Consider the following 26,612-nt stretch of genomic DNA (forward strand, 5'->3'; position numbering starts at 1 on the left):
GCACGGCCCGTCAGACAGGTCAGTGACGGTTCAATCCGGCGTGCACAACTCAGCGGACATCAGTGCGTCGTGAATCTTGCCGCTATCGACGCGATCGCATAGCGGCGCGGCCTCATGGCGGGCCGGGACGGACTGGCCTTGCAGCAGCAGACTCAGTGCGAGCAAAAGGCGCGTCTGGTCGGCGAAGCTGTCCACGAAATCGTCCGGATGGGCCCGATAGGCCGCCAGGGCATCACGAAAGGCCGGTTCGGCCGCACCATAACGCTTATCGGCAAACAGAATACGCCCGAGCGCGTAATGGCCGCGCGGATCGTCGGGATAGTCTTGTGCCAGCTCGATGGCCTGGTCCTTCGAAAGCGCCGACCACGCGCCGGTTACGCGATCGCGGGGAATATATTCGGGCATATCGGCATAACGCGGGTAGTTATGGGCGACCGCGATCAGCGACCAACCCGCCAGGACGATACCCAGCCCCGCAATCGCCGCGGCGACGCGTTGCCCGGCCGGCGTCGACGCGTGGCGCCGCCAGTTCCGGCGCAGGCCCAACCCGATCAGGGCGCCGGCGATCGCGCCACCGAAATGAGCGGCATAATCGGTCGCGCCGCCAATATCATGCTGGTTGGCGCCGGGGATCAGCGACGGGATGAGCATGAACATCAACTGCATCTGAATCTGCAGGCGCTGGGCGTTATCCACCAGACGGAAACTGCAGATCAAGCCGGCCGCGAGTAACGCCATGATCGCCCCGGAAGCGCCGACGGCCACCATGCCGGGCGGCCCCAGCCACAGTGACAGTGCCGCACCGGCCGCGCCGCCGAGCACGAAGGTGGCGGCGAACCAGGCCGAGCCCATTAATCGTTCGGCCGCAAAGCCGGCCAGCAACAGCGCGAACAGGTTGAACAGCAGGTGCAACACACCGTCGTGCAGCAGGATTGCGCTGATCAGCCGATACCATTGCCCCTGTTCGAACACGGCCACCGGATTGAGCCCGCCGAGCGCGAACAGGCTCTGGGTATCGAAGCCGAAAAAGCTGGCCTGGGGACTCACGGCAAACGCGATCTGGGCGCCGTACATCGCGACCAGCAACAGCGCGATGGCAAAGCTCGCCCAGGGCCGGCCCGGCGCGACCCGGACCAGACGTCGGCCGTTGTCATCGGCGGTGACCTGCGTGCGCGGGCCGGCGAGCAGGCGTTGGAACCAGCGGCCCTGGCCCCAGCGCATGGCGATCGGTGCATTGGTCCAGACCGTGGCGTTGCTGCTATCCAGCGCCCAGGCGGTGACCACGCTTTTGGACAACGGCGAGCGCCGTTTATAGGGTTTCAGCCGGGCGCGCGTTTGTGCATCGATCGGCTGGCCGCGCACCTCGATCACATGCAGGTGCACCGGCATTTTCGCCATGCCGATACGGCCCGCGTAATGGCGACAGGCGCCGATGATTTCGCGCGTGCGCTCGGCCGACAAACCGAAGGTGCGTGCTGGGTCGCGTTCACAGTCGACGATACATACCGCGCTGAATTGCAGGCCATCGTGGCGGATCAGCAGATAGTCGCAGGCCGCGCGGGCCGGCTCGAGTTCGGGCACGCTCAGTTGTGCCGAAAAACTCTTGCGGGCCACGAACTGGGCGGCCAGATAATCGGCGAACGGTGCATCGGCGGCCCGTGCTTCGTCGTGGACGTCGATCGTCATCGATAGGCCGGTTCTATTTTGAATGTGTCCTGCCGCGAGCCGATGTCAGGCCCCGAGCTGCTCTGGGGCCATCGGCCGCGCGCACGCCGGACTTGAAGGGCGCGCTTTCAAAACGCTATTGCGTAACGTCCACCAGGTCCAGCTCGAGGCGATCGTCCTGTCGTTTGCGCATGCTCAGCCGGTATTCGTCGCCGAAGTCCTCCGGTGTGATCTGTTCGCGTTCGAGCGCTGTGGTCACAACCGCTTCTACAGCGGCCACGCGGTGTTTTTCGCCGGCATTGCCAATCGCCTGACCGATCGCCACGGCTACCGCCCCGAGCGAGGCGATCGGGCCCGGGTAGGCCTGGAGTATTTGTTTGAACGTCATGCCGGTAACGACGTTGTAGCGTACGTATTCGGGCCCGAACAGCAGGAAATACCCGCCGACCAGCAAGGTGAGCAGGCCGATCGCGCTCACGAGATAACTGAATACGGTATAGGTCTGGGCGTCATCCGTCTCCGGTTTGTCGGTGACCAGCGGAAAACGCTGGCGCTGTGCTTCGCTCAGAGTGGCGGGCCGGTGTTGTTCGGCATCCTCAGCGTTCATGGCGTCTTTCCCGGGGCTGATGAATGAATCGTCGTCGTCGGGCCGTGTGCTAACGGCTGCGCGCCTTGGCCAGCAGGCGCAGAATTTCCAGGTACAGCCAGATCAGGGTCACCAGCAAACCAAAGGCGCCATACCATTCCATATAGGCTGGCGCGCCGCGTTCGACGCCGGTTTCGATGAAGTCGAAATCGAGTACCAGATTGAGCGCGGCGATGGCCACGACGAACAGGCTGAAGCCGATGCCCATCCAGCCGTTTTCGTGGATGAAGCCGATCGACATGCCGAAAAAGCGCATGCCCAGATCGAGCAGGTAGACCACCAGAATGCCGCCGGTCGCCGCGGTCACGCCCAGTTTGAAATTCTCCGTCGCCCGGATTAAGCCGCTGCGATAGGCCATGAGCAGGGCGGCGAGCGTGCCGAACGTGAGCGTGGCCGCCTGCAGTGCGATGCCCGGGAATTGCATTTCCAGCAGCATCGATATGAAGCCAATGGCCACGCCTTCGACGATGGCATAGACCGGCGCCAGAAAAGGTGCCCACTGTTTTCGGAATACGATCGCCAGTGCGATCACCAGACCGGCGATGGACGCGCCGATAATCCACGGTCCGAAGCTGGCCGCGGCGTCGTAATCGGGCGGGAGCATGCCGTAGCCGGCGCGCCAGCTCATGAAGGCGCTGGCCACGGTCAGCAGCAACAACAGCGCGGTTTTGTGCACCGTGCCGTTGAGGGTCATGCGCGCGCCGTCGGTCGCGGGCAGGCGCTCGAAGGTTTTGCTAGTCAGTGCCGGATTGCCGGAAGCCATAGGTGATTCCATCGGTGGCCAGGCGTAGGCATGGCCTTTTCATGTGCGCCCGGGTTTGAACGAGAAAAACAAAACGGGCCAGCATGAGCGCGAAGCACGATGCCGCCACGATCGGGCATGGCGTTGAACACAGCCAGACAGGCAGCGGTTTGCCAGCGAAAATGATAATCGTTCGACGTGCGCGCGTCCGCGATCGGTTGCCCACGATTAGAGTGGCGTGCAAATTGTTGGCGCGGCATGTTTTTCGGCGGATTGATGCTCTGACGCGGGCGCGTGAAATTTTCGTGACACCTGCGTTTTTGCTGTCAACGGTCGCCGGTCGTTGTCGATAGATCAGACAGCGGCTGTACGGGTGTTGCCAGGCGGCACCCGATCTGGCGATGAGCGGGAGCAGACATGCAACAGGCAGTACACCACACCGTGCGCGAGCACGACGACAAGGCTGATTTTCTGGGTGTGATCGCGCGCCATATCGACTATGCGTTTCAGCCGATCGTCAGTCTCAACAGTGGCCGCTGCTACGGTGTGGAAGCGCTCATGCGTGGCTACGGCGATGCCGGGTTCAGCACCATCGACCGTGTGTTCGATTACGCCCATGCAAATGATTTGCTGGTCGAAACCGATGCCCTGCTAAAGCAGCTCGCGGTAGAGAAATTCTGCCGCATATCGCATCACCGAGCGCTGCGTTTGTTCTTCAATCTCGATAACCGGTTGTTCGGCCTGCCGGGCTTTCGTGCCGTATCAACCATGCAACTGCTCGAGCAATACGGCCTGCGTGCGTCTTCGATGGTGCTGGAAGTTTCGGAGCGCAAGCATCTGGATCGTGGTCGTGCGTCCCGCGACATATTGCAGTTCTTTCGAGACTCGACGGTCCAGGTGGCGCTCGACGATTTCGGTACCGGTTTTTCCGGACTGGCGTTGTTGTACGACACCCATCCGGAATACGTGAAGATCGATCGCTACTTCGTCGCCGACATCGGCAGCAACCGCAAGAAGAAAGTGTTTCTTTCGCATGTGGTGAGCCTGGCGCGGACGCTGGGCATACGGGTGGTCGCCGAAGGCGTGGAAACCGAGGCCGAGTTCTATACCTGTCGCGAGATCGGCTGCGATCTGGTGCAGGGCTATCTGATTCAACGCCCCACGACCCGTGTCGACCAGCTGGTGCCGGTGTATGAAGTCGTTGGCCGCATACGCGGCAACGATCGCCGTCGCGAGCAACTCGAATCCCGGTTCGTCGGTGATCAGTTGGACGGCGCGCCGGCGATCGATGTCGATATGCGCATGGAAGACATCTTCGAATCGTTCCGGGTCAACCCGCAGCGCTCGTTCTTCCCGTTTCTGGACGACAATCGGCATCCCATTGGCGTGATCCGGGAGACCGAACTCAAGGAATATATCTATTCGCCCTATGGCCGGGATCTGCTGTCACGCAAGAAGATCGACGACCATCTGGATCTGTTCGTGCGCCGTTGTCCGGTGGCCGATATCAACACGCCGATCGACACGATACTGGAACAGTATGCAGTCAGTCCGAGCCGCGACGGCGTGATTATCACCGAAGACGGACGCTATCGCGGTGTGCTCAGTGCCGAGGCGTTGGTGCTGGCGGTTCAGGAACGCAATCTGGAGCTCGCGCGCGATCAGAACCCGCTCACGGGCCTGCCGGGCAACCCCTCGATCGAACGCTTCATCGGCACACATCTGCCGGATGCCAACGCGCTCACGCTGATGTATTTCGATCTCGACAATTTCAAGACCTTCAACGATGCCTACGGTTTTCGCATGGGCGACCGCGCCCTGCGCATGTTTGCCGAGCGGCTATCCAAGGTCTTTGGCGGCTTCGGGGGCCTGGTCGCACATATTGGCGGCGACGATTTCTTCGGCGGCCTGCAGAACGTATCGTTTGCGGCCGGCTTCGAGGCGGCGCTGTCGGTGGTGGCCTCGTTTCGACGCGATGCCGAGTCCTTGTACGACGAAAAACACCGCCAGGCGGGTTATATCGTCGGTCACGACCGGCGCGGCCAGCGCGCGCGTTTTGCCCTGCTTTCGGCCAGCTGTGCGCTGGTGCAGCTGGCCGGGCAAAGCGGCCAACGCCACGAGTGTGCGCTCATGGGTCTGATCACGCGGCTCAAGGAAGAGGCCAAGCGCAGTGGCAACACGGTCAGTCCCGCGAGCCTGCTGTAAGCAGACTGCGCAGCCCGGGGCATCGTCACCGGGCTGCGCTATTAGCTAGCCCGCAGGGGCTGCGGCCAGGGCCTGTTCCAGATCGGCAATCAGGTCGTCGATGTGTTCGATGCCGACCGACAGCCGCACCATATCGGCGGTCACGCCGGCGCTTTCCAGCTCGGCTTCGTTGAGTTGGCTGTGGGTGGTGGCAGCCGGCATGGCGGCACAGCTTTTCGCGTCGCCGATATTGACTAGTCGGATGAATAGCTTGAGCGCATCGTAGAACGCGACCCCGGCCTCAAAACCGCCGTCGATACCGAAGCTGAGAATGCCCGACGCCTGGCCGTTCATATAGCGCTCGGCCAGATGATGATCGCGGTGGCTGGCAAGCCCCGCATAGCTGACCCAGGCCACGCGTTCGTGGGCTTCCAGGTATTCGGCGATGCGTTGCGTGTTGAAACACACGCGTTCCATGCGCAGGGCCAGGGTTTCCAGCCCCTGCAGGAACAGCCAGGCATTGAAGGCGCTCATCGCGCCGCCCATGTTGCGCAGCGGCACTACGCGCGCACGCGTGATGAAGGCGGCCTCGCCGGCGTCCTTGGCGTAATTGATGCCGTGATACGACACGTCCGGCTCGGTGAGCAGCGAAAAACGCTGGGCATGATCGAGCCAGGGAAAACGCCCGGAATCCACGATCAGGCCGCCGAGGGTGGTGCCATGGCCGCCGATATACTTCGTCGCCGAATGCACCACGATATCCGCGCCGTGCTCGATCGGGCGCAGCAGCATGGGCGAGCAGACGGTGTTGTCGACCATCAGCGGCACGCCGTGGGCATGGGCGATTTCGGCCAGCCGGGCGATATCGGCGATATTGCCCGAGGGGTTGCCGATGGATTCGCAATAGACGGCCTTGGTGCGCTCGTCGATGAGCTCGGCCATCGCATCGAGATCGTCCTTGTCGGCAAAGCGTACCGAAATGCCCTGGCGCGGCAGCGTATGCGCAAACAGGTTGTAGGTGCCGCCATACAGCTCGCTGATCGACACGATGTTGTCACCGGCCTCGGCAATGGTCTGAATCGCCGCGGTAATCGCGGCCATGCCGGAGGCCATCGCCAGCGCGCCGATACCGCCTTCCAGGGCGGCGACGCGTTGTTCGAGCACCCCGCAGGTCGGGTTGGTAATACGGCTGTAGATATTGCCGACTTCCTTGAGATCGAACAGATCCGCCGCGTGTTGGGCGTTGTCGAAGGCAAAGGAGGTGGTCTGGTGAATCGGCACGGCCACCGCGTGCTGTTCATCCGGCGTATAGCCGGTATGCAGGGCAATAGTTTCCGGTTTCATGATCGCGTCTCGGACAGGCATGGCTGAATACGGCCCCCGAGTATAGAGATACGCCCCGCGTCTGTGCGCTTGTATTGTGGACGACCGATTGGGCGAGGCAGGGCGCGCCCACCGCCGGGGCGTCAGTCAGTCGCGCTCGGTCTCGCGGCATTGTTCGACGATATTGCCTGGCCCGCCGTCATTGCCCCGGGTGAATACGGTGGCCAGGCGTTGTTCGTCTTCGATGCGCAAAAGCAGTTGCAGCTCGGTGCCTGTATAACGTTGGCCGATCGGGCTCGGTGCGCTTTGCATTTCGATCAGGCGCGGGCCCATTTGCACAACGGCGATATCCGGGCCCCGATACGTGATGGTCAGCGGCCGGTCGCTATCGCATTGATAACGGGCGGTGTGTTCCTCCGGGCCGTGGGCACAGCCGGCGGCGAGCAGGATGCCCGCAACGAGCGACAACACAATCGAACGACGGGCCATGCATGACTCCGAATCCAAGACGTAACGTATTGGCGTGCGCCAGGAACAATCCGACCGCCACGCCAGCGGTGCCGTGCTTTACGAGCGCGGGCCCTTTATAGCGTATCGGCCTGTGCAACAGGTGCTTGAGCTTGATCGCGCAAGGGCGTAGGCTTCTTGGCGAAATCTACGAGGCGTTCCATCCATGCCGTTAACACACGACAACAGCATAACGATGCGACACGGCGCACAGGCGCGCGTGGCCTCGATTTATTTCTACGGGTATTGGTTTAGCCGCCACGGCGTCTGATCCACCCGGACAGGCGCCCGGCATACGGGACGCCTGCCGAAGAGTTTTCAAACCCCCGGTTGGCCTCCCAACCGGGGGTTTTTTCGTTCTGGCATACCGCCACGAATTCAGCAGCACACAGGAACACGCCATGTATTACGACGACCGCGACCGCCACTGGTTTATCGACGGCGACACCGCCGACCACGTATTGATGTCTTCGCGCGCCACAAACGCGCATGAACTGCAAGGAACGACCCATGACCGCCCGTCTCGCCAGCGTTAATCACGATCTCGACACCGTCTCGCCCGCGCGCCGGGCCTTTCGTCTGAGCACACCGGCTGCGTTGCGCAAGGCCTTGCCGGTATCGGCCCAACTGGCCGCGCAGATCGAGCGCCAGCGCGCGGCCATCCGCGCCGTGCTGCGCGGCGAAGACGACCGCCTGCTGGTGATTACCGGCCCCTGTTCACTGCACGATCCGCAGGCCGCGCTCGACTACGGCCGGCGTCTGGCCGCGCTGGCCGATGAACTGGGCGACCGATTGCTCATCGTCATGCGCGCCTATGTCGAAAAGCCGCGCACCACCGTCGGCTGGAAAGGGCTGCTGCACGACCCGCATCTCGACGAAAGCAACGATCTGGAAGCCGGTCTGCGAATCTCGCGCCGTCTGCTCATCGAGCTGGCCGAACTGGGTCTGCCGATTGCCACGGAAGTGCTCAGTCCGGCGGCGGCGGCTTATCTCGAAGACACGCTCAGCTGGGCTGCAATTGGTGCGCGTACCACCGAATCCCAGACCCATCGCGAACTGGTCAGCGGTCTGGACATGCCGGTGGGCTTCAAGAACGGCACCGATGGCGAACTCGGCGCCGCGCTGGATGCCATCCAGGCCGCCGCGCGTGCGCACAGCCATTTCGGCATGAGCGACGCCGGCGAATCTGCGCTCGTCGCGACCGCCGGCAATCCGGATACGCACCTGATCCTGCGTGGTGGCCGGCGTGGCCCCAACTACGACGCCGACAGCGTAGCCGCCGCGGCCGACGCGCTGGCACGGGCCGGTATCGACCGGCGTCTGATCGTCGATTGCAGCCATGCCAATAGCGGCAAGGATGCGCTACGCCAGCCCGAGGTCGCCGAGCAGGTGCTCGCCCAGCGGCGCGTGGATACGCGCGCCATCGCCGGGATCATGCTGGAAAGCCATCTGGAAACCGGCAAACAGGCGCTTGGCTCCGAGCTGGCCTATGGCGTGTCGGTTACCGATGCCTGTCTGGGCTGGGTACCAACCGAAGCGTTGTTGCGCCGACTCGCCGCGGGGTGAGCGCCAACGGCCCGGGGCTGGCGGCGTACAAGCCGCCTCGGGCGCGCCGTTCAGGAATAGTCGAGATCGAGCAGCCGGACCGACCAGTTACGCGGTTCGGCTTTGGGCGCTGCACTGGTCGGCGCTGCACGGCGCGAACCTTGAGGCCCGCGTACCGGGCGAGATGGAGCAGATTTCTTACCAGACGCCATGATGGCCTTCCTGCCTCGGCTGAGGCGTGTGGATAAGGCGACGCGTCGTGCGGGCCTTGCCGTGATTAACGGCCGCTATCACGCACGGCTTTAGCCGTTGGCGTGGCCCAAGTCGCGGGCCTTTATACTCGGTGTGATTCGATGCGCGTATCGGCGGTGCCTAAAGCGCCGGCTGGGCGATGCCCGCTGCAATCAAAGACTGTGCTGCTATGGATATCGGCCCGTATCGGTTTTCGCCGCCCTGGTGGGGCGTGTTGTTGTTCGCGCTGGGCGCGACGATATTCTGTGCGCTGGGTGTCTGGCAGATCGAGCGGGCGCATTACAAGCAGCGCCTGCTCGAAGCCCAGCAGGCCGCGCAGGCAGCAGCACCGGTGGCGATCACCGGTCAGGATCAGGCGCTTGTCTACGGGCGCACCTATGACGCGGCCGGCGTTTACGATGCCGATCGACAGATCCTGCTGGCCGATCAGACCCATGCTTCGCAGGTGGGGTATCACGTATGGACAGCGCTGCGTCTGAACGACGGCAAGCGGGTGCTGGTCGATCGCGGCTGGATTGCGCGCAGCGATTCGGGCCTGCCCGATCCGGCCGTGCCTGCGGCGCGCGTGCAGATCCGCGGCATCTGGCAACCGCTGCCTGCGCCAGCGCTCGATTGGGGTAGGACATCGGCTTGTGAAGGCCAGGGCTGGCCGCGGGTGCTGAGCTATCCCACGATCGAGGCGCTGCGTTGTCAGTACGACCCGGCCCTGCTGGACGGGGTGCTGCTGCTCGATGCCAGCGCGCCCGGCGGCTTTGTGCGCGACTGGTCGGAAGAAACCGATACCGTGGGTCTACGCCCGTTCGGCCACTATGCCTATGCTTCGCAGTGGTTTCTCATGGCCCTGGTGGCGGGCGTGATCCTGGTGGTGGTGAATCTGCGCCGGCGTTGACGCACGCCCACTGCGTGTTGCCGCGAACCGGGCAGCGCTATAGGCTGCGTCGGCCTTTTTGCTAGCGAGGTCCGGGCATGCCCTTGAGCCGAGAACAACACCGCACGCTGCGCGATCTGGCCAGCCAGGTCGACGGCATCGATCGCGCGGTGTATGCGCGTTTCGAAAAAGATCCGCTCGAACCGGTGATCGGCCTCGGCGCACCCGATACGCGGATCGGTTTTTTCGGCCGCGATCCCGGCACCGACGAAATCAAGTACGGCGAGCCGTTCATCGGCGCCGGTGGGCAGCTCGTGCGCAAGACGATTTATCGGCATCTGCATGGCGACGAGTTGCCGGATTTCGAAACGTCGCGCGCGCTTGGCGAGGATTTTTTCTGGATCAACACCGTGCCCTACAAGCCCATCGGCAACAAAGCCTGGTCGATGAAGGTCAAGCGTAGCTTTGCGCCGACCATGCGCGCGTTGTTGATCAATGCCTGGCAGGGCCGTTCGTTGATTACTCTCGGCCGCGAGGCGTTTTTATGGTTCGGTATCGATCAGCCGAAAGACGAACGCGCGCGTATCGAGGCGTTCTGGGCACGCGAGGATCGTTTCGAATCCGCGATCGATATCGAGCTGACGACCGACGAGGGCGAGCGGGCCGTATTCGATATCCGGCCCTTGCCGCATCCCTCACCGTTGAATGCCACGTGGTACAAGCGTTTTCCGGACTTGCTGCGCCAGCGCCTGACCCAGCTCGACGCGCGCTTGGGCAATCTGCGCGGGTAATCGCGCTCAGTAACCGGGTGGCCGGCGTCCGAGGCTGCGCTGCCAGGCGCGGCTGGCCACGCCGCGCCCGACCACCCGGGCAAAGGCCACGCAAAAGCCGCTCACGGCGGCCCAGGCAAGAATCCGCGGCCAGCCCGGGTCCTGATCCTCGATATTGATGGGCGGCTCTTCGGCCAGCGTATAGCGCCATGCTGACGCCGCGCTACGCCGTGCGAGGATACCAGCGCCAATCGCCGCACCGGCGCCCAGCGCCAGCCATAACGTTCGTTCTCGATTCATGCCCGTTGCGTCGGCGCGTGCGCCGCGTGTTCAAAACCCAGCCGCGATCGTATCGCACAACGGTGCGTACGCGCTGGACCGGCTCAAGCCACGGCCCGATCCGCCGATAGCGAAACTGTAAAGTGAATTTCCGGTGACAACGCTATGACTGAAACACAGTGGGCGCGTCTCGCGGGCGACCTCGACTATCTGCGAGCACTGGTTTACGGCGCCTGTTCGTCGCCGTTGGTGTGGCTGCCGCTGGCCGTGTGTATCGTCGCGGGTGCTGTCTTTGCCTGGCGCGCGATCAACGAGCGAAACAGCTATACCCGGTTCGGGCGCAATGCATCGCTGGCCTGTCTGGGCGTGGCCTGTGCCATCGTCGTGGCCGGCACCTGGTCCTATTCGAGCAGCCAGGCCGCGACCGGCGTACCGGCGGCAACGGTCATCGGTACGGCGCCCGGCGTCACGGCTGGCGGGCGGGGTTAGGCGCGAGGGCACAAGCCAGGCACTCCGGGCGGGCACACCGGGAGGCTATCGCGTAATAAGACGGATTGATGTCGTGCCAGGTCGGTGTGAACGGGACAACGAGTCGCCCATGGCACGGCTGGCGGCGGCGGGTTGCAAGGTAAACACTGCGGCGCAATTTAATTGTGCGCTGTTGTTCCCGGCGTATAGTATTCGGACACGTTAGTTTTTCCGTCACGCGGTCGGGCTACCCTAAACGATCGCGACCGGTGTCTTCTGCCCTTCGCAGCGTCTGCACAAGACGGCGCGCGGGCACGCCGGACCAGAGAGTGCCCCAACCATGCAGGTTCGTAGTCTTGCCCAGCGCTGCGCCGTGTCGACGCCGGATCCGCTTGCGCTGATACGGCGAAGCACCGCGCGTTTGCATACCGCTATCGAGCGCGATACGCCGCTGGCGCGTCTGGCTGCGCATGATTGTACGGTCGAAGAATATCGTCGGGCGCTGCGTTTGTCGGCGGCAATCTACGCCACACTCGACCGGCAGTTCGTGGCCGCCGAGCACTGGCGCCCGCGCGCTGTCGGCGCCTATCGGCTGCGTTCGCCGGCGTTGCTGGCCGACCTGCATCGTGCTGGCGAGTCCAGCGCCGGGCTTGCCGCCAGCGGCCGGCCGATCGACAGCACGCCCGCCTATCTCGGCGCGCGCTATGTGGTCGATGGCGCCCAGTTCGGGCACCGCGTCATCGCCGCGGCGCTGGCAGGCTCGCCGGCAGCGCCGTTGGCCGCCCGCGCCGAATTCTGGTCGGCGGCGTTTGTCAGCCGCAATGACTGGCGTCGTCTTCGGGTGGGGTTGTCGGGTCTGCACAGCCGCGACGAAGTCGCCCGCGCTGCCCGTTCGGCGCGTCGTACCTTCGAACATTTTTATCAGGCGCTGGATGACCCCGGCCGGGGACCGGTATGAACCCGGAGGTCGTCGCCGATTGCAAAAAGGGCGATCTGCAGCTTATTGGTGCCTTGCAGCCGCTGGGTGCGCTCGTTGCGGTATGTATCGATAGTGCCCGCGTGGAATATTGCTCAGCCAACATCGGCGAATGGCTCGGCCGTACGCCGCAGCAACTGCTCGGCCGCCCGGCCGCCGAAGTGCTTGGCGCGGCCTGGCCGCAACTCGAACGCCTGGCCCAGGGCGTGGGCGCCAACCGGATCGGTCAGGTCGAACTGATCGTGCCGGTCACTGCCGTCGGCCACCAGCGCGGCCGGCATTACGTGCTGGAATTCGAGCCGGCGGCCATCGCAGCGCCGGATTGGTGGGACGAGGCCGCGCGGATCGATTTCATCACCCGATTGTCGCGCGTGCATACGCCCAAGGAGATCGCGGGCGTACTCACGTCGACGATCGCGGCCTGTACCGGTTACGACCGTGTCATGGTCTATCGGTTTCTCGAAGACTGGGACGGCGAGGTCATCGACCAGTGCTGCAAGCCGGGGGTGGAAGGTTTTCTCGGGCTGCGTTTCCCTGCCCACGATATTCCCGAGAATGCACGTCGACTTTATACGCTGAACTGGCAGCGCATCATCGCGGACACCGAAACCGACAATGTCGAGCTCTATGCCGCGCCCGATATAGACGAACCACTGGATCTGACCTTTTCGATGCTGCGGGCGGTGCATCCGGTGCATATCCAGTATCTGCGCAACATGGGCATTCGCGGCTCGTTCAGCGTGTCGCTGCTGGTCGAGGGCGAACTCTGGGGGCTGGTTACCTGCCACGACTATGCAGGCAAGGTGCTGAACTCGATCGAGCGGCTGGCGTTCGAGGAAATGGCGCGTCTGGCCTGTCTGCATCTGACCAACATCTGTCGACTCGCGATGGAATCGTTGCGGTCGGTGCTGCGCGAGCGCCTGGCCGTGATGAGCCGGGCGCTGGATCCCACCGCGGATCAACCCAAGCAATTGCTCGTCGGTCAGCTCGCGGGGCTGCAGTCCATGCTCGAAGCCGATGGGTTGCGCCTGCGCTGGGGCAACGACGAACATACGCAGGGCGAGTTGCCCGATGCCGCTGCGCTGGCTGCACTCGACGATTGGACGCGCGACCATCAGCATGGCGATTTTCTGCATTTCGATGTATTGCCGGTGGCGCTGCGCGGTCATCCGGGCCTGTGCCGGCATGGCGCGGGTGTGCTCAGTATGTCGATCAGCCCGCAGTGCGAATTGCTGGCCGTGCGCAAGGAACAGGTACAAAAGATCACCTGGGCCGGCAAGCAGCCCGAACCGGGCGATACCGCGCAGACGCTTACGCCGCGCAGTTCGTTCGAGGCCTGGTCGCAGAGTGTGCGCTACCGTGCCAAGCGCTGGGGTGAGGCCACGCTGGAAATCGCCCAGGAACTACGCGAGGCGCTGGCGGAATATCGCCAGGCCGCCCGGCACAAGGAGCTGGCTTATCTCGACCCGTTGACCGGGCTGGCCAACCGGTATGCCTTCGAACAGGCCATGGCCGACCGGATCGACCATTGTCGGCGCACCGGGGAGCGTTTTGCCCTGCATATGCTCGATCTCGACGAGTTCAAGCCCATCAACGACACTTATGGTCACGGGGCAGGCGATGAGTTGCTCAAGATCATCGCTGAGCGCATGAAGCGGCTGGCGCGCCGCGAGGATCTCGTCGCACGGCTCGGGGGCGACGAATTCGCGATCATCGAATGGCATGTCGCTGGCGACGACGATGCCTCCGCGCAGGCACAACGCATGGTGGCGGCAATCGAACAGCCGGTGCTGTTCGGCGAGTATCGCCTGCAGGTATCGGCGAGTATGGGAACCGCGATTTTCCCGACCCATGCTCAGCACGCCAGCGGGCTCAGCGAATATGCCGACAAGGTGCTGTATCTGGCCAAGGACGAGCAACGCCGTCGTGCCTGACCACAATCGCCCCGGCCTGACTATCGCGTCATGCCGGGGCGATACGGTCCGAACGTAAGCGCAAGCGCTTATCCGCTACGGGCTGCGCGCGGATCGTGGGCGAGCGAATCAGTAGCGATAGCGGCTGTAGCGCCCGTAATCGTATCCACGCCGACGATAATCGCGATCGTAATAACGATCGTCGTCGCGGTGGTTGCGGTTGGTAATCATGGTGCCGCCTGCAGCGCCCACGGCGCCGCCGATCATCGCACCGGTATTGCCGCCGATTTCATTGCCGATCGCCGCGCCCAGCGCGCCGCCAACGCCGCCGCCCAGCGCGGCCGAGAGGGTGTTGTCATCCCAGGCCATGGCCGGTGCGCTCGATAAGGCGGTCACGAGGGTCGCCGCAGTCAGCGATTTGCGTAGGGACATGTTCATGTGCGCTCTCCAGGTTTGTCGTTTTAATCGTTCAGTATGTATTTAACGATGAATCGCTGAATGGTGTATGAATCGCGTTGCCGTAAGCGTACGAGTACGCCGGCCGAACCGGGCCACGGGCGAGGCCTTGCGAAATCACGCCGTCGGCCGATAAAAACGGTACGCCCACACGCTGTTGCAGCCGCCCAGGTTAACCATTCCTCGGCCGGTGGTTGCGGCAGCCAAGCATAACGGACGTCGCCGCTCGGCATGACAGGTCAGTGAATGAAAGCCAGGCAGAATACGATCCGCGGTGACCATGCATCGTTGCCGGCGCAGGCAGACTGGCCGGCCTCTATGAGGGACGAATCAACGGCAGCGGCGCCGTATCGCCGGCCGATTACCCAGGCACTGCTGTTGTTCACCGCCGTTTTCGGCGTGCTGTTCGCGCTGCTCAACTATCACGCGGGCGATTACGCGCTCATGGCGCTGGAACTGCTCATGGCGGGATTCGCGGCGAGTCTGATACGCACGATCGCGCGCACCCGACGGCTGCAGCTCTGGATCATGGTCTTTCTGCTGCCGTTCTTCACCGTGATGATGTTTGCCCTGACCACGGCGGCGGTGGTGCCGAGCGTATTCGCCTGGGTGCTGTTGATCCCGATTCTGTCCTATCTGCTGTTGGGCCGGTGGCTGGGGGCGGCGGTCGCCGGCTTTTATCTGGCGGTATCCGGCGTGATTTTCTTTGCCCAGTTTGGTTTCGAGCACGGCTATTCGGAACTGCGCTCGCTGGCCAACGTCGTGCTCGTGGCGATCTGTATCTTCGGTTTTTCGCATCTCTACGAGGTCAGTCGCGAGCATGCCGAGTCACGCCTGCGCCGTATGGCCCAGACCGATCCACTGACCGGCCTGAGCAATCGCATGCATTTGCGCGAGGTCTTTATGGCAGCGCTTGCGCGTGATGACGTGGCGCAAGCCATGCCGTTGACCCTGCTGATGCTCGATCTCGATCACTTCAAGCACATCAACGACTGCTATGGGCATGAAGCAGGCGATGCCGTGCTGTGTATGGTCGCGCGGGTCATGCGCGAACGTCTGCGTGCACAGGATCTGGCCTGTCGTATCGGCGGCGAGGAATTCTGCGTGCTGCTGCGCGATACGCACCGCGATGCGGCGATTACCCTGGCCGAAGACCTATGCCGACGCGTGCGCGCCCAGCCGTGCGTCTATGCCGGCCAGCAAATCAGCCTGAGCACGAGCATCGGTATCGCCGAATTCGGCCGCGACGGCAGCGATCTGGATAGCCTGTTGCGGGTAGCCGATCGGCGCCTGTATCAGGCCAAAACGGACGGGCGCGACCGCGTTGTGGCCTGATCGACCGGCCGCCGGCTACGAACCGGCTACGCCTGCGGGTCGGTTTGCGGGCGAGCCGGCAGCAGGGCGCGGGCGCTGTCGTAGGACAGACCGCTAATCCCCGCGCGCACCATCGAACGCGACAGCGAATAGGCCAGGGCGAATCCGGCCGCACGGCGATAGAAGTCGAAACCGCGTTCGTAGACGGGCAGCAAGTCGTCGATACGTTCGGCGGCCTGCAAGCGCTGCTCGAATTCGTGTTTCTTGTGTTCGAGTTCGTCGAGGAAGGCGTGATCGTTTGCCGCGCTTTCGCTGAGCGCGAGTGTCCAGGTCATGTCGGTCTGCATCACACAATGGCCGATAAAGCGTCCGGCCACGGTCTCGCCGAGCATGCGGGGCGGGGTCAGCCCCAGCCAGTACGCCGACGTGCCGCGCCGATACAGAAAATAGGTCTGGCCAGGAACCGGCTTGAAGCGAAACCGGCTTTCCAGCACGAACAGCGATGTGAACAGCTCGGCACTGATCTGCTCGACAGGCTTGGGCGGCAGGGACGCGGGCAGTTGGCGCCGGGCATCGAGCGTGTCGAGCACCAGCGAGTTGCCCTTGCCCTGGGGTTGCCCTTGCTGCGTGGATTTCGATTCTCGGCCATGAGTGCAAACCCCTCGGCGGGTGTCATGCCGTCATTCTAGACCCTGTACGACGACAACATTATTGATCCCGTACAAAGCTCGGCAGAAGGCGTGAAACGTTGAGCACGCGCCCTTGAATCGACCTGTCGTTCGCCTTGTTCGCGGTCATTTGCGTTCATTTGCGGGCCCGATGCCTGCTCGAACGCAGCCGCCTGAGTCTGGTCAATCATCGAGGCGCGGTTTGCAAACGTCATGGGTTGGCCACACATCGGCTGTCATCATGTGGCCGAGCCGTCACGCGGCAAGAGGTTGGCGATGACATCATCCATAGCGGGTTTGCACCATATCACCGCGATCTGTGGTGATCCGGAACAGAATCGGCGGTTTTTCGCCGAGGTTCTGGGGTTGCGTCTGGTCAAGAAGACCGTCAACTTCGACGATCCGGGCACTTGCCATCTCTATTACGGTGATGAAGTCGGCACCCCCGGTACCGTGCTCACCTTCTTTGCATTTGCCGATGCGCCGGCGGGTCAGCATGGCCTGGGCGGGGCGAGCGAAATCGCGTTCGCGGTGCCTAGTGCCTCGCTCGATTTCTGGCAGACGCGTCTGGCCGCATACGACATCGAATCCGGCCGTCAGCCCCGTTTCGACGACGAGGTGCTTTGTTTTACCGGCCCGCACGGCAACCGGTTCGCACTTGTCGCCAGCGAGGCGGCCGGGCGTATTGACGCCTGGCACGACGCGCCGGTGGCCGGCGAGTACGCCATTCGCGGTTTGTACGGCGTGAGCATCAACGTCGCCGAGCTTGCCCCCAGCGCGGGGGTCATCGAGCAGGTGTTGGGTTTCGAGCGCAGCGCGCAAGCGGGCGATCGGGTGCGTTTCGTGGCCCACGACAACCCGGGGCCGGGGGCGGTATTGGACGTGTGTGTCGCGCCGGAAATGACAGCCCAGCGCCAGGGCGTGGGCAGCGTTCATCACGTCGCGTTTCGAGCCAGCGACGAGGCCGAGCAAAGCGCGCTGCGCAAGCGCCTGGTCGATCGCGGCCTGCAGGTTACCGAGGCGATCGATCGTCAGTATTTCATGTCGATTTATTTTCGCGAACCCGGCGGCGTGCTCTTCGAGATCGCCACCGATGGCCCCGGGTTTGTCGTCGACGAACCGGTGGCGCAGCTGGGTAGTGGGCTCATGTTGCCCCCCCAGTACGAAAACCAGCGCGGGCTGATCGAACGGGCGTTGGGTGAGATCGGTTCTTGAGCCGGCATGAAGGCATCGCCATACGGGCCGATAACTAGGGAATCTCTGCAAAACCTGTCACGGTCGCGCCGGCGTGCTTTGCGCTTGGCGGGCGAGCAAAGGTGCACGTAGCGTGTTTGTTGCACGCCAGCGTGTCTTGACGAAGACCAGGAGCGCGCAAAGCCGGCGGCCCGCAAGGGGTTCGGCCTCACAGACGCCGCGGCTGCGTTGCCAAGCTTGACCTGCCCAAAAGGCAGGCGCTGCGCTTGGACGCCTTGCCGCACCGTCTGTGAGGACTCGAACGCGATCCGCAAGAGGTTGTGCAGAGATTCCCTGGTCGCACGGCCGTGCTTTAACTACAGTGGCGCCTACAAAGGCGATTTTATCTATCTGGACTGTCCGTATGAATGACGCCGTGTGCGACAACGACGAAACCCTGGCGGGTTTGCTCGGGGCTTCGCCGTATTTCGATGCCCTGGTGGCCGACTGCGATCGACTCGTCGCCAACGAACTCCAGGGCCGTGGCATGACTGTGCGTACCGCGGTGAGTATGGTCAAAAAACTCAAGCCATCGATCGTCGAACGCACGGTACGCGAGCTCATGCCCGATTTTCTGGTCGCGCTAGAACCCTGCCATGCCGACTTCAAGGCAAGCGCCGGGCCCGATGCCGACTTTGGCGACTATCTGGCGGCCCGTGATACGCGGGTGGTCGACGCCGTGCTCGAGGTCGCCGATCACCGCGCCGAGCGCGTGGGCAGCCGGCCGATCCGTTCAGCCTATGCCCGGGTTCGTGGGCGTGCGGCCGGCGAAATCCGTAGCGTGGTGCCGGCGCTGGCCCGCATTATCGCTCGTCATCGACATCGTGCCCTGGCTGGCTGACCCGCTTGGCGTATAGCGCCTGCGCATCGTCGCGCTCGGCCACCCGCCGGGCGAGCACGCGGGCCGCGCCGCCGTTGGCAATCCAGCGGTTCAAATGTTCAGGCGTGAGCGGACGACTGAACAGATAGCCCTGGGCCTGCTCGCAGCCCCAGTCGGCCATCAGTGCCAGGGTGCTTTCGTTCTCGATGCCTTCGGCGATGAGTTCGTAACCCAGATCGTGCGCCAGATTGATGATCGCGCGGGTGAGTGTCTGGCCGCGCGGATTGCGCTCGATATCCTGTACGAATCGCCGGTCGATCTTGATCTTGCTGGCACTGAGTTTTTGCAGATACGACAGGTTGCAATAGCCGGTGCCGAAATCGTCGATCGCGGTGGACACGCCGAGCATGTGCAGTTGCCGCAGTTTCGGCAGGCTGGCGTCGAGATCGCTGATCAAGGTGCTTTCGGTGAACTCGAGTTCCAGGTTTTCGCCGGGCAGATCGTGGTCGCGCAATCGTTGCGATACACGCTCAACGATGCGGTCGTCGGCCAGATCATGGGCCGATAGGTTGACCGCCACGCGCAGGTTCAGCCCTTCGGCGCGCCAACGCACGCCCTGCGCGATGGCCGCATCGAGGACCCAGTTGGTCAGGGGTTGAATGAGGGCGGTCTTTTCGGCGGCATCGATCAGCTCGATCGGTGAAACGAAGCCGAGCGTGGGATGCTGCCAGCGTAATAGCGCTTCGACGCCCACACAGGCCTGCGTGGCGAGGTCGATCTGGGGCTGAAACAGCAGATACAGCTGATCGTTGGACGTCAGCGCGGCGGGCAGTTCGGTGAGCAGCTGAAGCTTGCGCTGACGCGATGCATCGCTTTGCGGTTTGTAAAACGTCCAGCGACGGCTGTGATCCCAGGCATCGTCGGCTGCCACCGAGGCCTGGCGCAGGATTTCTTCGGCGTTGTCGTTATCGTGCTCGCGCAGAATGGTCACGCCCAGCTTGGCGCTGGGTTGAAGCAACAGACCGACCTGCGAGTCGAAGGGTTCGTGCAAGGACTGCACCAGCGCATCGAGTTTGCGCTGGATGCCGATGCCGACCTGTTCGGTCATGAAAAAACCGAACCGATACAGGCCGATTCGATAAAGCTCGCGGTTCGCGCCAATCTTGTCGGACAAGCGATCGATACATTCGACGATGAAGCGTTCGGTTTGCTCGTGGCCCATCACCTGCGTGAGTTCGTGCATCTGCTTGGGCACGCTGATATCCACGATGCCGATCAGACGTACATGCATGTTCGGGCATACGCTCGACTGGGCGAGTTCGTGCTTGAGTACGCTGAGCATGCGCTGGCGTGTGTAGATGCCCGTGGTGGGGTCGCGAAACAGCGGGTGGTTCGCGGCCTGCAGCCAGTTCTCGAGAAAATCGGCCAGCTGTCGGAGAATGGTGCGTTCGCGCTCGCCGAAGTCGCTGCGCGCCACGGTATCCAGCACACACAGCGCGCCCACGTTATAACCTTCCGATGCCAGCGGCGCGCCCGCATAAAAACGCACAAACGGTTCGTCGGTGACGAACGGATTGTCCGCGAACCGCGCATCGCGCTTGAGATCGGGGACGACCAGCACGTCATTGCCGGCGATGGTGTGGGCACAGAATGCGTGTTCGCGCTCGACACGGTACTGGCTGCCGCGGGTGGATGCCTTGAACCACAGATGGCGTGCATCGACGATCGTCACACAGCCGATGGACGTACCCAGCAAGCGCGAGGCCAGCTCGACGATACGGTCGAAAACCGGGTCCGGCATTTCCTGCAGCAAGGTGGTGCGGCGCAGGGCGGCAAGACGATCGTTTTCTTGTTCCAGTGGAGTGCGCGGGTTCGTCATGCAAGCCTTACGTAGGGCGGGCGCGGCCCACGCGGGTGAAATCCGACAACAAAATGGCCCGCGGCTGGGGCGCTGCCCATTTTGTGGCCTCAATGACTAGTGATCGGCGGCTTGAGGCTCGACTGAAGCGTCACGCGCCCGATCGGGCAATATTCCTAAGTGCGGTTGTCGCCATGCCGGTGTACGTATTACGCACAAACGAACGCCACCAGATTCGTTGCCTGGCGCGTTCCGGGGCCAGCGCCGGGTGATTAGTGCCCCTTTATTCAGGGCGTGAATGGCGAATATTGAGCGCATTTACTGTTCGTATCGGCTGGTCGCCCTTAGAATACGCCGGGTCAGCGGTTGATCGCTGCGGGGTTCGGCTTCGCGACGATCGACTGCGCCCGTGTCTACTCGCCAATTGTTGAGGATTGAACATGTCACAGTATTCGAAGGACGTTGATGCGATCGCGTCGCTGCGCGATGCCCAGGGCAGTGCCTGGTCGGCCATCAACCCCGAACATGCCGCGCGCATGCGCGCCCAGAACCGTTTCCATACGGGCCTGGATATCGCCAAGTACACCGCCAAGATCATGCGCGAAGACATGGCGGCCTACGACAAGGACAGCTCCAAGTACACCCAGTCGCTGGGTTGCTGGCACGGCTTCATCGGTCAGCAGAAGGCGATTTCGATCAAGAAGCATTTCGGCAGCCTGAAGCGCAACTATCTGTACCTGTCGGGCTGGATGGTCGCGGCGCTGCGTAGCGAATTCGGCCCGCTGCCGGATCAGTCGATGCACGAAAAGACCACCGTGCCGATGCTCATCGAAGAGCTCTACACCTTTTTGAAGCAGGCCGACGCCTGGGAGCTCAACCACTATTTCCGTGATCTGGAAGCGGCCAAGGAAGCCGGCGACGATGTCGCGGTCAAGAAGGCCCAGGAAAAGATCGACAATTTCGAAACCCACGTCATTCCGATCATCGCCGATATCGATGCCGGTTTCGGTAACGAGGAGGCCACCTATCTGCTGGCCAAGAAGATGATCGAGGCCGGCGCCTGCGCCATCCAGATCGAAAACCAGGTCTCCGACGTCAAGCAGTGCGGCCATCAGGACGGCAAGGTCACCGTGCCGCATGCGCAGTTCCTGGCCAAGATCAACGCCGTGCGTTATGCGTTCCTCGAGCTGGGTGTGGACGACGGCATCATCGTCGCCCGTACCGACAGCCTGGGCGCGGGCCTGACCCAGCAGATCGCCGTCTCCAACGAGCCGGGTGACCTGGGCGACCAGTACAACAGCTTCATTGCCGGCGAAGAGATCAAGGACGCCTCGGAAATCAACCCGAACGACGTCGTGATCAAGCAGGGCGGCAAGCTGGTGCGTCTGCAGCGTCTGGCCTCGGGCCTGTTCGAGTTCCGCAAGGGCACCGGCGAAGATCGCGTGGTCATGGACTGTATCGCCAGCCTCAAGAACGGCGCCGACCTGCTGTGGATCGAAACCGAGAAGCCGCACGTCAAACAGATCGGCGGCATGGTCGATCGCATCCGCCAGGAAGTGCCGGACGCCAAGCTGGTCTACAACAACAGCCCGTCGTTCAACTGGACGCTCAACTTCCGTCAGCAGGTGTACGACGCCTGGGCCGAGGAAGGCAAGGATCTGTCGGCGTACGATCGTGACAACCTCATGGACGTCAAGTACGACGACACCGAGCTGGGCAAGGTTGCCGACGAATGGACCCGTGACTTCCAGAAGGAAGGCTCGGCCAAGGCGGGCATCTTCCATCACCTGATCACGCTGCCGACCTACCATACGGCCGCGCTGTCCACCGATCAGCTGGCCAAGGGCTACTTCGGCGATCTGGGCATGCTGGCCTATGTGGAAGGCGTGCAGCGCAAGGAAATCCGTGAAGGTATCGCCACCGTCAAGCATCAGGACATGGCCGGTTCCAACATCGGCGATGACCACAAGGAATTCTTCTCGCGTGAAAGCGCGCTGAAGGCCGGTGGCAAGGACAACACGATGAACCAGTTCGGCTAAATGCCGGTTCCATCGTGACATCGCGGGTTCGCCCGCGGCCGTCCACTAAAAAAGCGGGGCTTCGGCCCCGCTTTTTTTTTGCGCTGTGTCGGCGCTGGTTCAGTCGCAGGCGGTATTCGCCATGGGCGACGTCTTATGCCGCCGACGCATGAGCGCGCGAAAGAAGATGGCGCCCAGCACGATCCCCAGCGGACCGCCAATCGCCTGCGCCGCGACCAGCGCGATCAGACACACCAGCAGCACGATCGCCGAGGCCACCAGAATCACGCTCCGATTGACCGCGTCCGGGCGCAGGTAGACATGACGAAACAGCGCGCCGGCCACGCCGGCCAGAAACGCCAGGCCGAAAACGCCGGGTGCGCCCAGCGGCTCGGCGGCCGACCAGCGCATCATGACCAGCACGGCGAATGCGACCAGGCCGTAGCCCAGACAGACCACGAAGAAATCCAGTTCGCGCCGAAAATGGCTCGTCGCGGGTTGTTCGCCGTGGTCACGACGGGTCTGCGATGCCTGAATCGCTTCGCGCATGAGACGACGTTCACTATCGTCGAAGCGCGGCGGGGCGGCGGCATCGTTTTCGAGTTCGACTTTTTCGATCAGTGCCTGTAGGTCATCGTCTAGCCGCATTGCGTCCTCCGGGTTGATGAATGTTTGCGGGCGACATGTCATCTACTTTCGCATGCCCGCCCTGATTGCGCGTTACACGCGCGCGTGCCCGGCCTGTACGCGAACCAGCGGTGCCGCTCATTGCTGGCTTTCCAGCCAGCGCCGAATCACGCCCACCACATAGGATTGCTCGGTGTCGTCGAGTTCGACGCCCTGGGGTATGCAGTGCCATTTCTCCAGACAACTGCGACAGCAGGTGGCGGTGGCATGCTGGGCGATGAAGACCGGATGATTGCGCATCGGCGTCTGGCGTCCGTCGTTTTTCGGCTGGGCCGGTGCCAGGCGCTCGGCGATGAATCGATCTGCATGTTCGATGACCGTATCGAGCCCGCGCTGCTCGAGATAGGCGGTTTCACGCGCGCCCAGCCTGAAACGGCTACGAAAGCGCGAGCGCTGAAGGTGGGCGAATAGATCGTCGGTATCACGCATACGCCAAGGCTAAAGCGCCAAGCCAGCGAACGCGATAGCCAGGCACGAATCGACCGGCGGCGATGAACGCCCGTGCTAGCGGCATCCCGATACGGTCAGGGGCAGCGCAGCTATGCATGCGTTCGTCGCTGACAGCGAACGCTGTTCAAGTTTGTTCGCCAGCGGCCGATATCCGTATCACGAAAATACGAAACCGAGCCGGCAACGGTCTGTTCGAAGGACGGGCCGTGTTGTTGGCGTTGCGACATACGCAAACGCGCTGGTGACCAGGCGTCGGTGCAGATACCCGTGCCGCAGGCAGTGGCCGGATTGAAAACACTTGATCATGCCGGCCGTGGCGATGCTGGCGTGATGCGCGGGGTGGGACGCGGCGCTCATGAACGGCAACCAAAGCCAACCGGGGGATTCCGGAAGCCTTCTGACCCTCGTTTCGGACTTCTACTACCGCTGCGATTCGCAGGGGCGCTTCGTACACCTGGAGGGCGCGGCGCTCGAGCGCGGCGATATCGACCCGGCCGATTGGATTGGCCGAATGCCAGCGGACGTTGGCCTGGGCACGCTCGACAGCGAGGGCTGGCCGTTTCCCGAGCAGGCGGTTTCCGAGTGCGTGGTCAGCTGGGTCGGCGCTAACGGCTCGATTCGCTATCTGTCCATCGCGGCCGAATGCCTGAAGCAAGCGCAGGGCGGCTGCGTCGGCTGGCATGGCCTGGCGCGCGATATCACCTGCCATCGCAGCCGTTACCGCGAGCTCAAACAGCTGCGTATGGCCATCGATGCGTCGCACGACATGATCTTCGTGATCGATCGCGAGTCGATGCGTTTTCTCTATGTCAACGATATTGCCTGCGAGCTCACCGGCCACGACCGCGAAACGTTCTTATCGTCCTCTCCGGACCGAATGCTGGGCATCGAACGGGCCAAGCTCGAAGCCCAGTACGATCGCGTGATCGCCGAGGGCCGGCTCACGGTCGAAGATCGCAGCCGTCTCGGGCGTGGGGGGTTCATGTTGGTCGAGCGCCGCCGCTGTGCGCTGTTCGTGGGCGGGCGTTGGGTGATCGTCAGCATCGTGCACGATATTACCGACCGCAAACTCGCCGAACAGGCGCGGGATCGGCTGAGTCGCATGTATGCCACGCTCAGTGCCTCCAACGAAGCGCTGCTGCGTGCCACCACCCCCGAAGCGCTCTATCAGCAAGTCTGCGAAGCGGCGGTTGCCAATGACGACGTGCTCGTTGCTGCCACGCTGCGTGTCGATGAGACCGGGCAGGCGTTGCGGGTAGCGGGTGTGGCCGGTGTGATCGCGCCGAAGGTGCGCGATCTGGTCGTGCCGCTGGATAAACAGGACGAACGCAGCAACGGCCTGGTTGGTCGCTGTTTTTTTCAAAGTCGTACCCAGGTTGCCGACGATTATCTCAACGATGACCGCGTGCTGCCCTGGCGCCGGATCGCAAGCCGGGCGGGCATGAAATCCGCCGCTGCGGTGCCTATCGTCAAGAATGGCGAGACCGTCGGCGTGATGTTGTTGATTGCCGGACAGCGCGGCGGCTTCGGCGGCGAGGGCGTGCGCCTGATCGAGCGTATGGTCGAGAATCTGGTGTTCGCCCTGGACAATCTCGAACACGAGGCATTTCGTCGCGAAAGCGAAAAACATATCGAATACCTGGCCACGCACGATGCCCTGACGCACCTGCCTAACCGCACGTTGTTCAATCAGTGGTTGTCAATGGCGATCGCCGCGGGGGATCACTTCGCGGTGCTGTTCATCGATCTGGATCGATTCAAGTTCATTAACGATTCGCTCGGCCACGAAGCAGGCGATCAGTTGCTGCAGGCCATCGCCAAGCGTCTGCGTGCCTGTGTCGGCGCCAGCGATCGGGTGGCACGCCTGGGTGGCGATGAATTCGTGGTACTGATCGACAATGTCGACATGGCCGGCGATGTCGAACCGGTCGCCGGGCGGATTCTCGATACCGTGTTGCAGCCGGTGGCACTTAACGGTCAGGAATACCGCGTCACCGCGAGTATCGGCGTGTCACTGCATCCGCAGGACGCGCGCGATGCCTCGGGCCTGCTCAAGCAGGCCGATATGGCAATGTATGGCGCCAAGGAGGATGGCAAGAACAACTTTCAGTTCTATGCCGCCGAACTCCAGGATCGTATGCGCGTACGCATGTGTCTGGAAAACAATCTGCGTTGCGCGCTCGAAAAACAGCAGTTCGAGCTGGCCTATCAGGCCAAGATCAATCTCGCCGACGGTGCGATTGCCGGCGTCGAAGCGCTGTTGCGTTGGCACTGCGACGAACTGGGTCCGATGATGCCCGGTCAGTTCCTGCCGCTGGCCGAAGAGCTTGGCCTGATCGTGCCCATCGGCCGCTGGGTGCTGGAAACCGCCTGCGAACAGAATATGGCCTGGCAGCGTGCCGGACTGCCTGCGGTGCGTATGGCCGTGAATATTTCCGCGGTCCAGCTCGGCGACCAGACCCTGGTTTCGCACCTGCGTTCGGTGCTCGAACGCACGGGTATGCCGCCGCATCTGCTGGAACTCGAAATCACCGAAACCGCGGTCATGCAGGACATCGCGAGCGCGCTCGCATTGCTGGCCGAAATCAAGCGCCTGGGTGTGATGATCGCGATCGACGATTTCGGCACCGGCTATTCTTCGCTCACCCAGTTGCGCTCGTTGCCCGTGGATACCCTCAAGATCGACCGTTCCTTCGTGCACGAGTTGGCGACCAACAGCACCGATCAATCCATCGCCAGCGCCATCATTACCATGGGCAAGAGCTTGAGCCTGAACGTCATCGCCGAAGGCGTGGAAAACGCCGAACAGGAAGCCTTCCTGCGCAATCAGGCCTGCGATGGCATGCAGGGTTTTTATTACAGCCGCCCCGGCGCGGCGGATGTATTCGCCGAGTTGCTCGGTGGCCAGAGACAGCGCTGTACCGGCTGAGTCCGCGTTTGCCCGGATCGACCCCCGCAGGCCATGGAAAA

At 62.9% G+C, this 26,612-nt stretch carries 24 protein-coding genes; 13 read left to right on the plus strand and 11 right to left on the minus strand.

Features of this window, described 5'->3' with window-relative positions:
- Positions 1-30 precede the first annotated feature (30 nt).
- From T5B8_RS04025 to T5B8_RS04035, 3 genes are all read right to left on the minus strand, one after another.
- Positions 31-1,686 (minus strand): rhomboid family intramembrane serine protease, encoded by a 1,656-nt coding sequence (locus tag T5B8_RS04025; RefSeq protein ID WP_353176446.1) that lies wholly within the window; start codon positions 1,684-1,686, stop codon positions 31-33.
- Positions 1,687-1,801: 115 nt separating this feature from the next.
- On the minus strand, positions 1,802-2,272 hold the full coding sequence (locus T5B8_RS04030) for a hypothetical protein (RefSeq protein ID WP_353176448.1): 471 nt from the start codon (positions 2,270-2,272) through the stop codon (positions 1,802-1,804).
- Between the two features lie 49 nt (positions 2,273-2,321).
- On the minus strand, positions 2,322-3,074 hold the full coding sequence (locus T5B8_RS04035) for a Bax inhibitor-1/YccA family protein (protein WP_353176450.1): 753 nt from the start codon (positions 3,072-3,074) through the stop codon (positions 2,322-2,324).
- 396 nt (positions 3,075-3,470) lie between these two features.
- Here T5B8_RS04035 and T5B8_RS04040 point away from each other — a divergent pair, with 396 nt between their 5' ends.
- Positions 3,471-5,258 (plus strand): EAL domain-containing protein, encoded by a 1,788-nt coding sequence (locus T5B8_RS04040; protein WP_353176452.1) that lies wholly within the window; start codon positions 3,471-3,473, stop codon positions 5,256-5,258.
- Between the two features lie 45 nt (positions 5,259-5,303).
- Here T5B8_RS04040 and T5B8_RS04045 read toward each other — a convergent pair whose 3' ends face one another.
- Positions 5,304-6,581, minus strand: coding sequence for an O-acetylhomoserine aminocarboxypropyltransferase/cysteine synthase family protein (locus tag T5B8_RS04045; protein WP_353176454.1), 1,278 nt, complete (start codon positions 6,579-6,581; stop codon positions 5,304-5,306).
- A gap of 126 nt (positions 6,582-6,707) precedes the next feature.
- A complete protein-coding gene (locus tag T5B8_RS04050; protein ID WP_353176456.1) occupies positions 6,708-7,049 on the minus strand; it encodes an MliC family protein in 342 nt (113 codons plus the stop codon).
- A 419-nt stretch (positions 7,050-7,468) separates the two neighbouring features.
- Here T5B8_RS04050 and T5B8_RS04055 point away from each other — a divergent pair, with 419 nt between their 5' ends.
- From T5B8_RS04055 to T5B8_RS04070, 4 genes are all read left to right on the plus strand, one after another.
- The gene (locus T5B8_RS04055; RefSeq protein ID WP_353176458.1) at positions 7,469-7,603 is read left to right on the plus strand and encodes a hypothetical protein; all 135 of its coding nucleotides are present in this window, start codon (positions 7,469-7,471) and stop codon (positions 7,601-7,603) included.
- Positions 7,578-8,633, plus strand: a complete 1,056-nt coding sequence (locus tag T5B8_RS04060; RefSeq protein ID WP_353176460.1) for a 3-deoxy-7-phosphoheptulonate synthase — start codon at positions 7,578-7,580, stop codon at positions 8,631-8,633. Before T5B8_RS04055 ends, T5B8_RS04060 begins: the two co-directional genes overlap by 26 nt.
- 400 nt (positions 8,634-9,033) lie before the next feature.
- Positions 9,034-9,753 (plus strand): SURF1 family protein, encoded by a 720-nt coding sequence (locus T5B8_RS04065; protein ID WP_353176462.1) that lies wholly within the window; start codon positions 9,034-9,036, stop codon positions 9,751-9,753.
- Positions 9,754-9,830: 77 nt separating this feature from the next.
- Positions 9,831-10,523: a uracil-DNA glycosylase family protein gene (locus T5B8_RS04070; RefSeq protein WP_353176464.1), complete on the plus strand. Its 693-nt coding sequence runs from the start codon at positions 9,831-9,833 to the stop codon at positions 10,521-10,523.
- A gap of 6 nt (positions 10,524-10,529) precedes the next feature.
- On the opposite strand, the gene T5B8_RS04075 is transcribed toward T5B8_RS04070, so the two are convergent.
- Entirely contained in the window at positions 10,530-10,802 is a 273-nt protein-coding gene (locus T5B8_RS04075; RefSeq protein WP_353176466.1) for a DUF4235 domain-containing protein, read from the minus strand.
- Between the two features lie 144 nt (positions 10,803-10,946).
- Here T5B8_RS04075 and T5B8_RS04080 point away from each other — a divergent pair, with 144 nt between their 5' ends.
- The 3 genes from T5B8_RS04080 to T5B8_RS04090 all read left to right on the plus strand — a co-directional run bounded on the left by T5B8_RS04080 (position 10,947) and on the right by T5B8_RS04090 (position 14,159).
- Positions 10,947-11,270 carry a hypothetical protein gene (locus T5B8_RS04080; protein WP_353176468.1) on the plus strand — a complete coding sequence of 108 codons (324 nt, stop codon included), beginning with the start codon at positions 10,947-10,949 and terminating at the stop codon, positions 11,268-11,270.
- A 319-nt stretch (positions 11,271-11,589) separates the two neighbouring features.
- On the plus strand, positions 11,590-12,207 hold the full coding sequence (locus T5B8_RS04085; RefSeq protein ID WP_353176470.1) for a heme oxygenase-like domain-containing protein: 618 nt from the start codon (positions 11,590-11,592) through the stop codon (positions 12,205-12,207).
- Positions 12,204-14,159 (plus strand): sensor domain-containing diguanylate cyclase, encoded by a 1,956-nt coding sequence (locus T5B8_RS04090; RefSeq protein ID WP_353176472.1) that lies wholly within the window; start codon positions 12,204-12,206, stop codon positions 14,157-14,159. The genes T5B8_RS04085 and T5B8_RS04090 overlap by 4 nt, the downstream gene beginning before the upstream one ends.
- Positions 14,160-14,267: 108 nt before the next feature.
- On the opposite strand, the gene T5B8_RS04095 is transcribed toward T5B8_RS04090, so the two are convergent.
- Complete coding sequence (locus T5B8_RS04095; RefSeq protein WP_353176474.1) at positions 14,268-14,576, minus strand: YMGG-like glycine zipper-containing protein; 309 nt, start codon at positions 14,574-14,576, stop codon at positions 14,268-14,270.
- Between the two features lie 336 nt (positions 14,577-14,912).
- Here T5B8_RS04095 and T5B8_RS04100 point away from each other — a divergent pair, with 336 nt between their 5' ends.
- A complete protein-coding gene (locus tag T5B8_RS04100) occupies positions 14,913-15,929 on the plus strand; it encodes a GGDEF domain-containing protein (RefSeq protein ID WP_353176476.1) in 1,017 nt (338 codons plus the stop codon).
- A 26-nt stretch (positions 15,930-15,955) separates the two neighbouring features.
- Here the strand turns inward: T5B8_RS04100 and T5B8_RS04105 are convergent, their stop codons facing one another.
- Positions 15,956-16,498 (minus strand): DUF2452 domain-containing protein, encoded by a 543-nt coding sequence (locus T5B8_RS04105; RefSeq protein WP_353176478.1) that lies wholly within the window; start codon positions 16,496-16,498, stop codon positions 15,956-15,958.
- A gap of 354 nt (positions 16,499-16,852) precedes the next feature.
- Between T5B8_RS04105 and T5B8_RS04110 the strand changes: the two genes are divergently transcribed.
- Both T5B8_RS04110 and T5B8_RS04115 read left to right on the plus strand, forming a co-directional pair.
- Positions 16,853-17,791 carry a ring-cleaving dioxygenase gene (locus T5B8_RS04110; protein WP_353176480.1) on the plus strand — a complete coding sequence of 313 codons (939 nt, stop codon included), beginning with the start codon at positions 16,853-16,855 and terminating at the stop codon, positions 17,789-17,791.
- Positions 17,792-18,173: 382 nt separating this feature from the next.
- Positions 18,174-18,650, plus strand: coding sequence for a DUF6918 family protein (locus tag T5B8_RS04115; RefSeq protein ID WP_353176482.1), 477 nt, complete (start codon positions 18,174-18,176; stop codon positions 18,648-18,650).
- On the opposite strand, the gene T5B8_RS04120 is transcribed toward T5B8_RS04115, so the two are convergent.
- Positions 18,613-20,508 carry a putative bifunctional diguanylate cyclase/phosphodiesterase gene (locus tag T5B8_RS04120; protein WP_353176484.1) on the minus strand — a complete coding sequence of 632 codons (1,896 nt, stop codon included), beginning with the start codon at positions 20,506-20,508 and terminating at the stop codon, positions 18,613-18,615. The two genes, T5B8_RS04115 and T5B8_RS04120, sit on opposite strands and share 38 nt — an antisense overlap.
- Before the next feature lie 419 nt (positions 20,509-20,927).
- On the opposite strand from T5B8_RS04120, the gene T5B8_RS04125 reads away from it, so the two are divergent.
- Positions 20,928-22,526: an isocitrate lyase gene (locus T5B8_RS04125; protein WP_353176486.1), complete on the plus strand. Its 1,599-nt coding sequence runs from the start codon at positions 20,928-20,930 to the stop codon at positions 22,524-22,526.
- 99 nt (positions 22,527-22,625) lie between these two features.
- Here T5B8_RS04125 and T5B8_RS04130 read toward each other — a convergent pair whose 3' ends face one another.
- A complete protein-coding gene (locus T5B8_RS04130; RefSeq protein ID WP_353176488.1) occupies positions 22,626-23,153 on the minus strand; it encodes a hypothetical protein in 528 nt (175 codons plus the stop codon).
- A 117-nt stretch (positions 23,154-23,270) separates the two neighbouring features.
- Complete coding sequence (locus tag T5B8_RS04135; protein WP_353176490.1) at positions 23,271-23,621, minus strand: DUF4186 domain-containing protein; 351 nt, start codon at positions 23,619-23,621, stop codon at positions 23,271-23,273.
- A gap of 376 nt (positions 23,622-23,997) precedes the next feature.
- Between T5B8_RS04135 and T5B8_RS04140 the strand changes: the two genes are divergently transcribed.
- Entirely contained in the window at positions 23,998-26,571 is a 2,574-nt protein-coding gene (locus T5B8_RS04140; RefSeq protein ID WP_353176491.1) for a sensor domain-containing protein, read from the plus strand.
- Positions 26,572-26,612: the final 41 nt, after the last annotated feature.

Source organism: Salinisphaera sp. T5B8 (assembly GCF_040361255.1).
Classification (GTDB): Bacteria; Pseudomonadota; Gammaproteobacteria; order Nevskiales; family Salinisphaeraceae; genus Salinisphaera.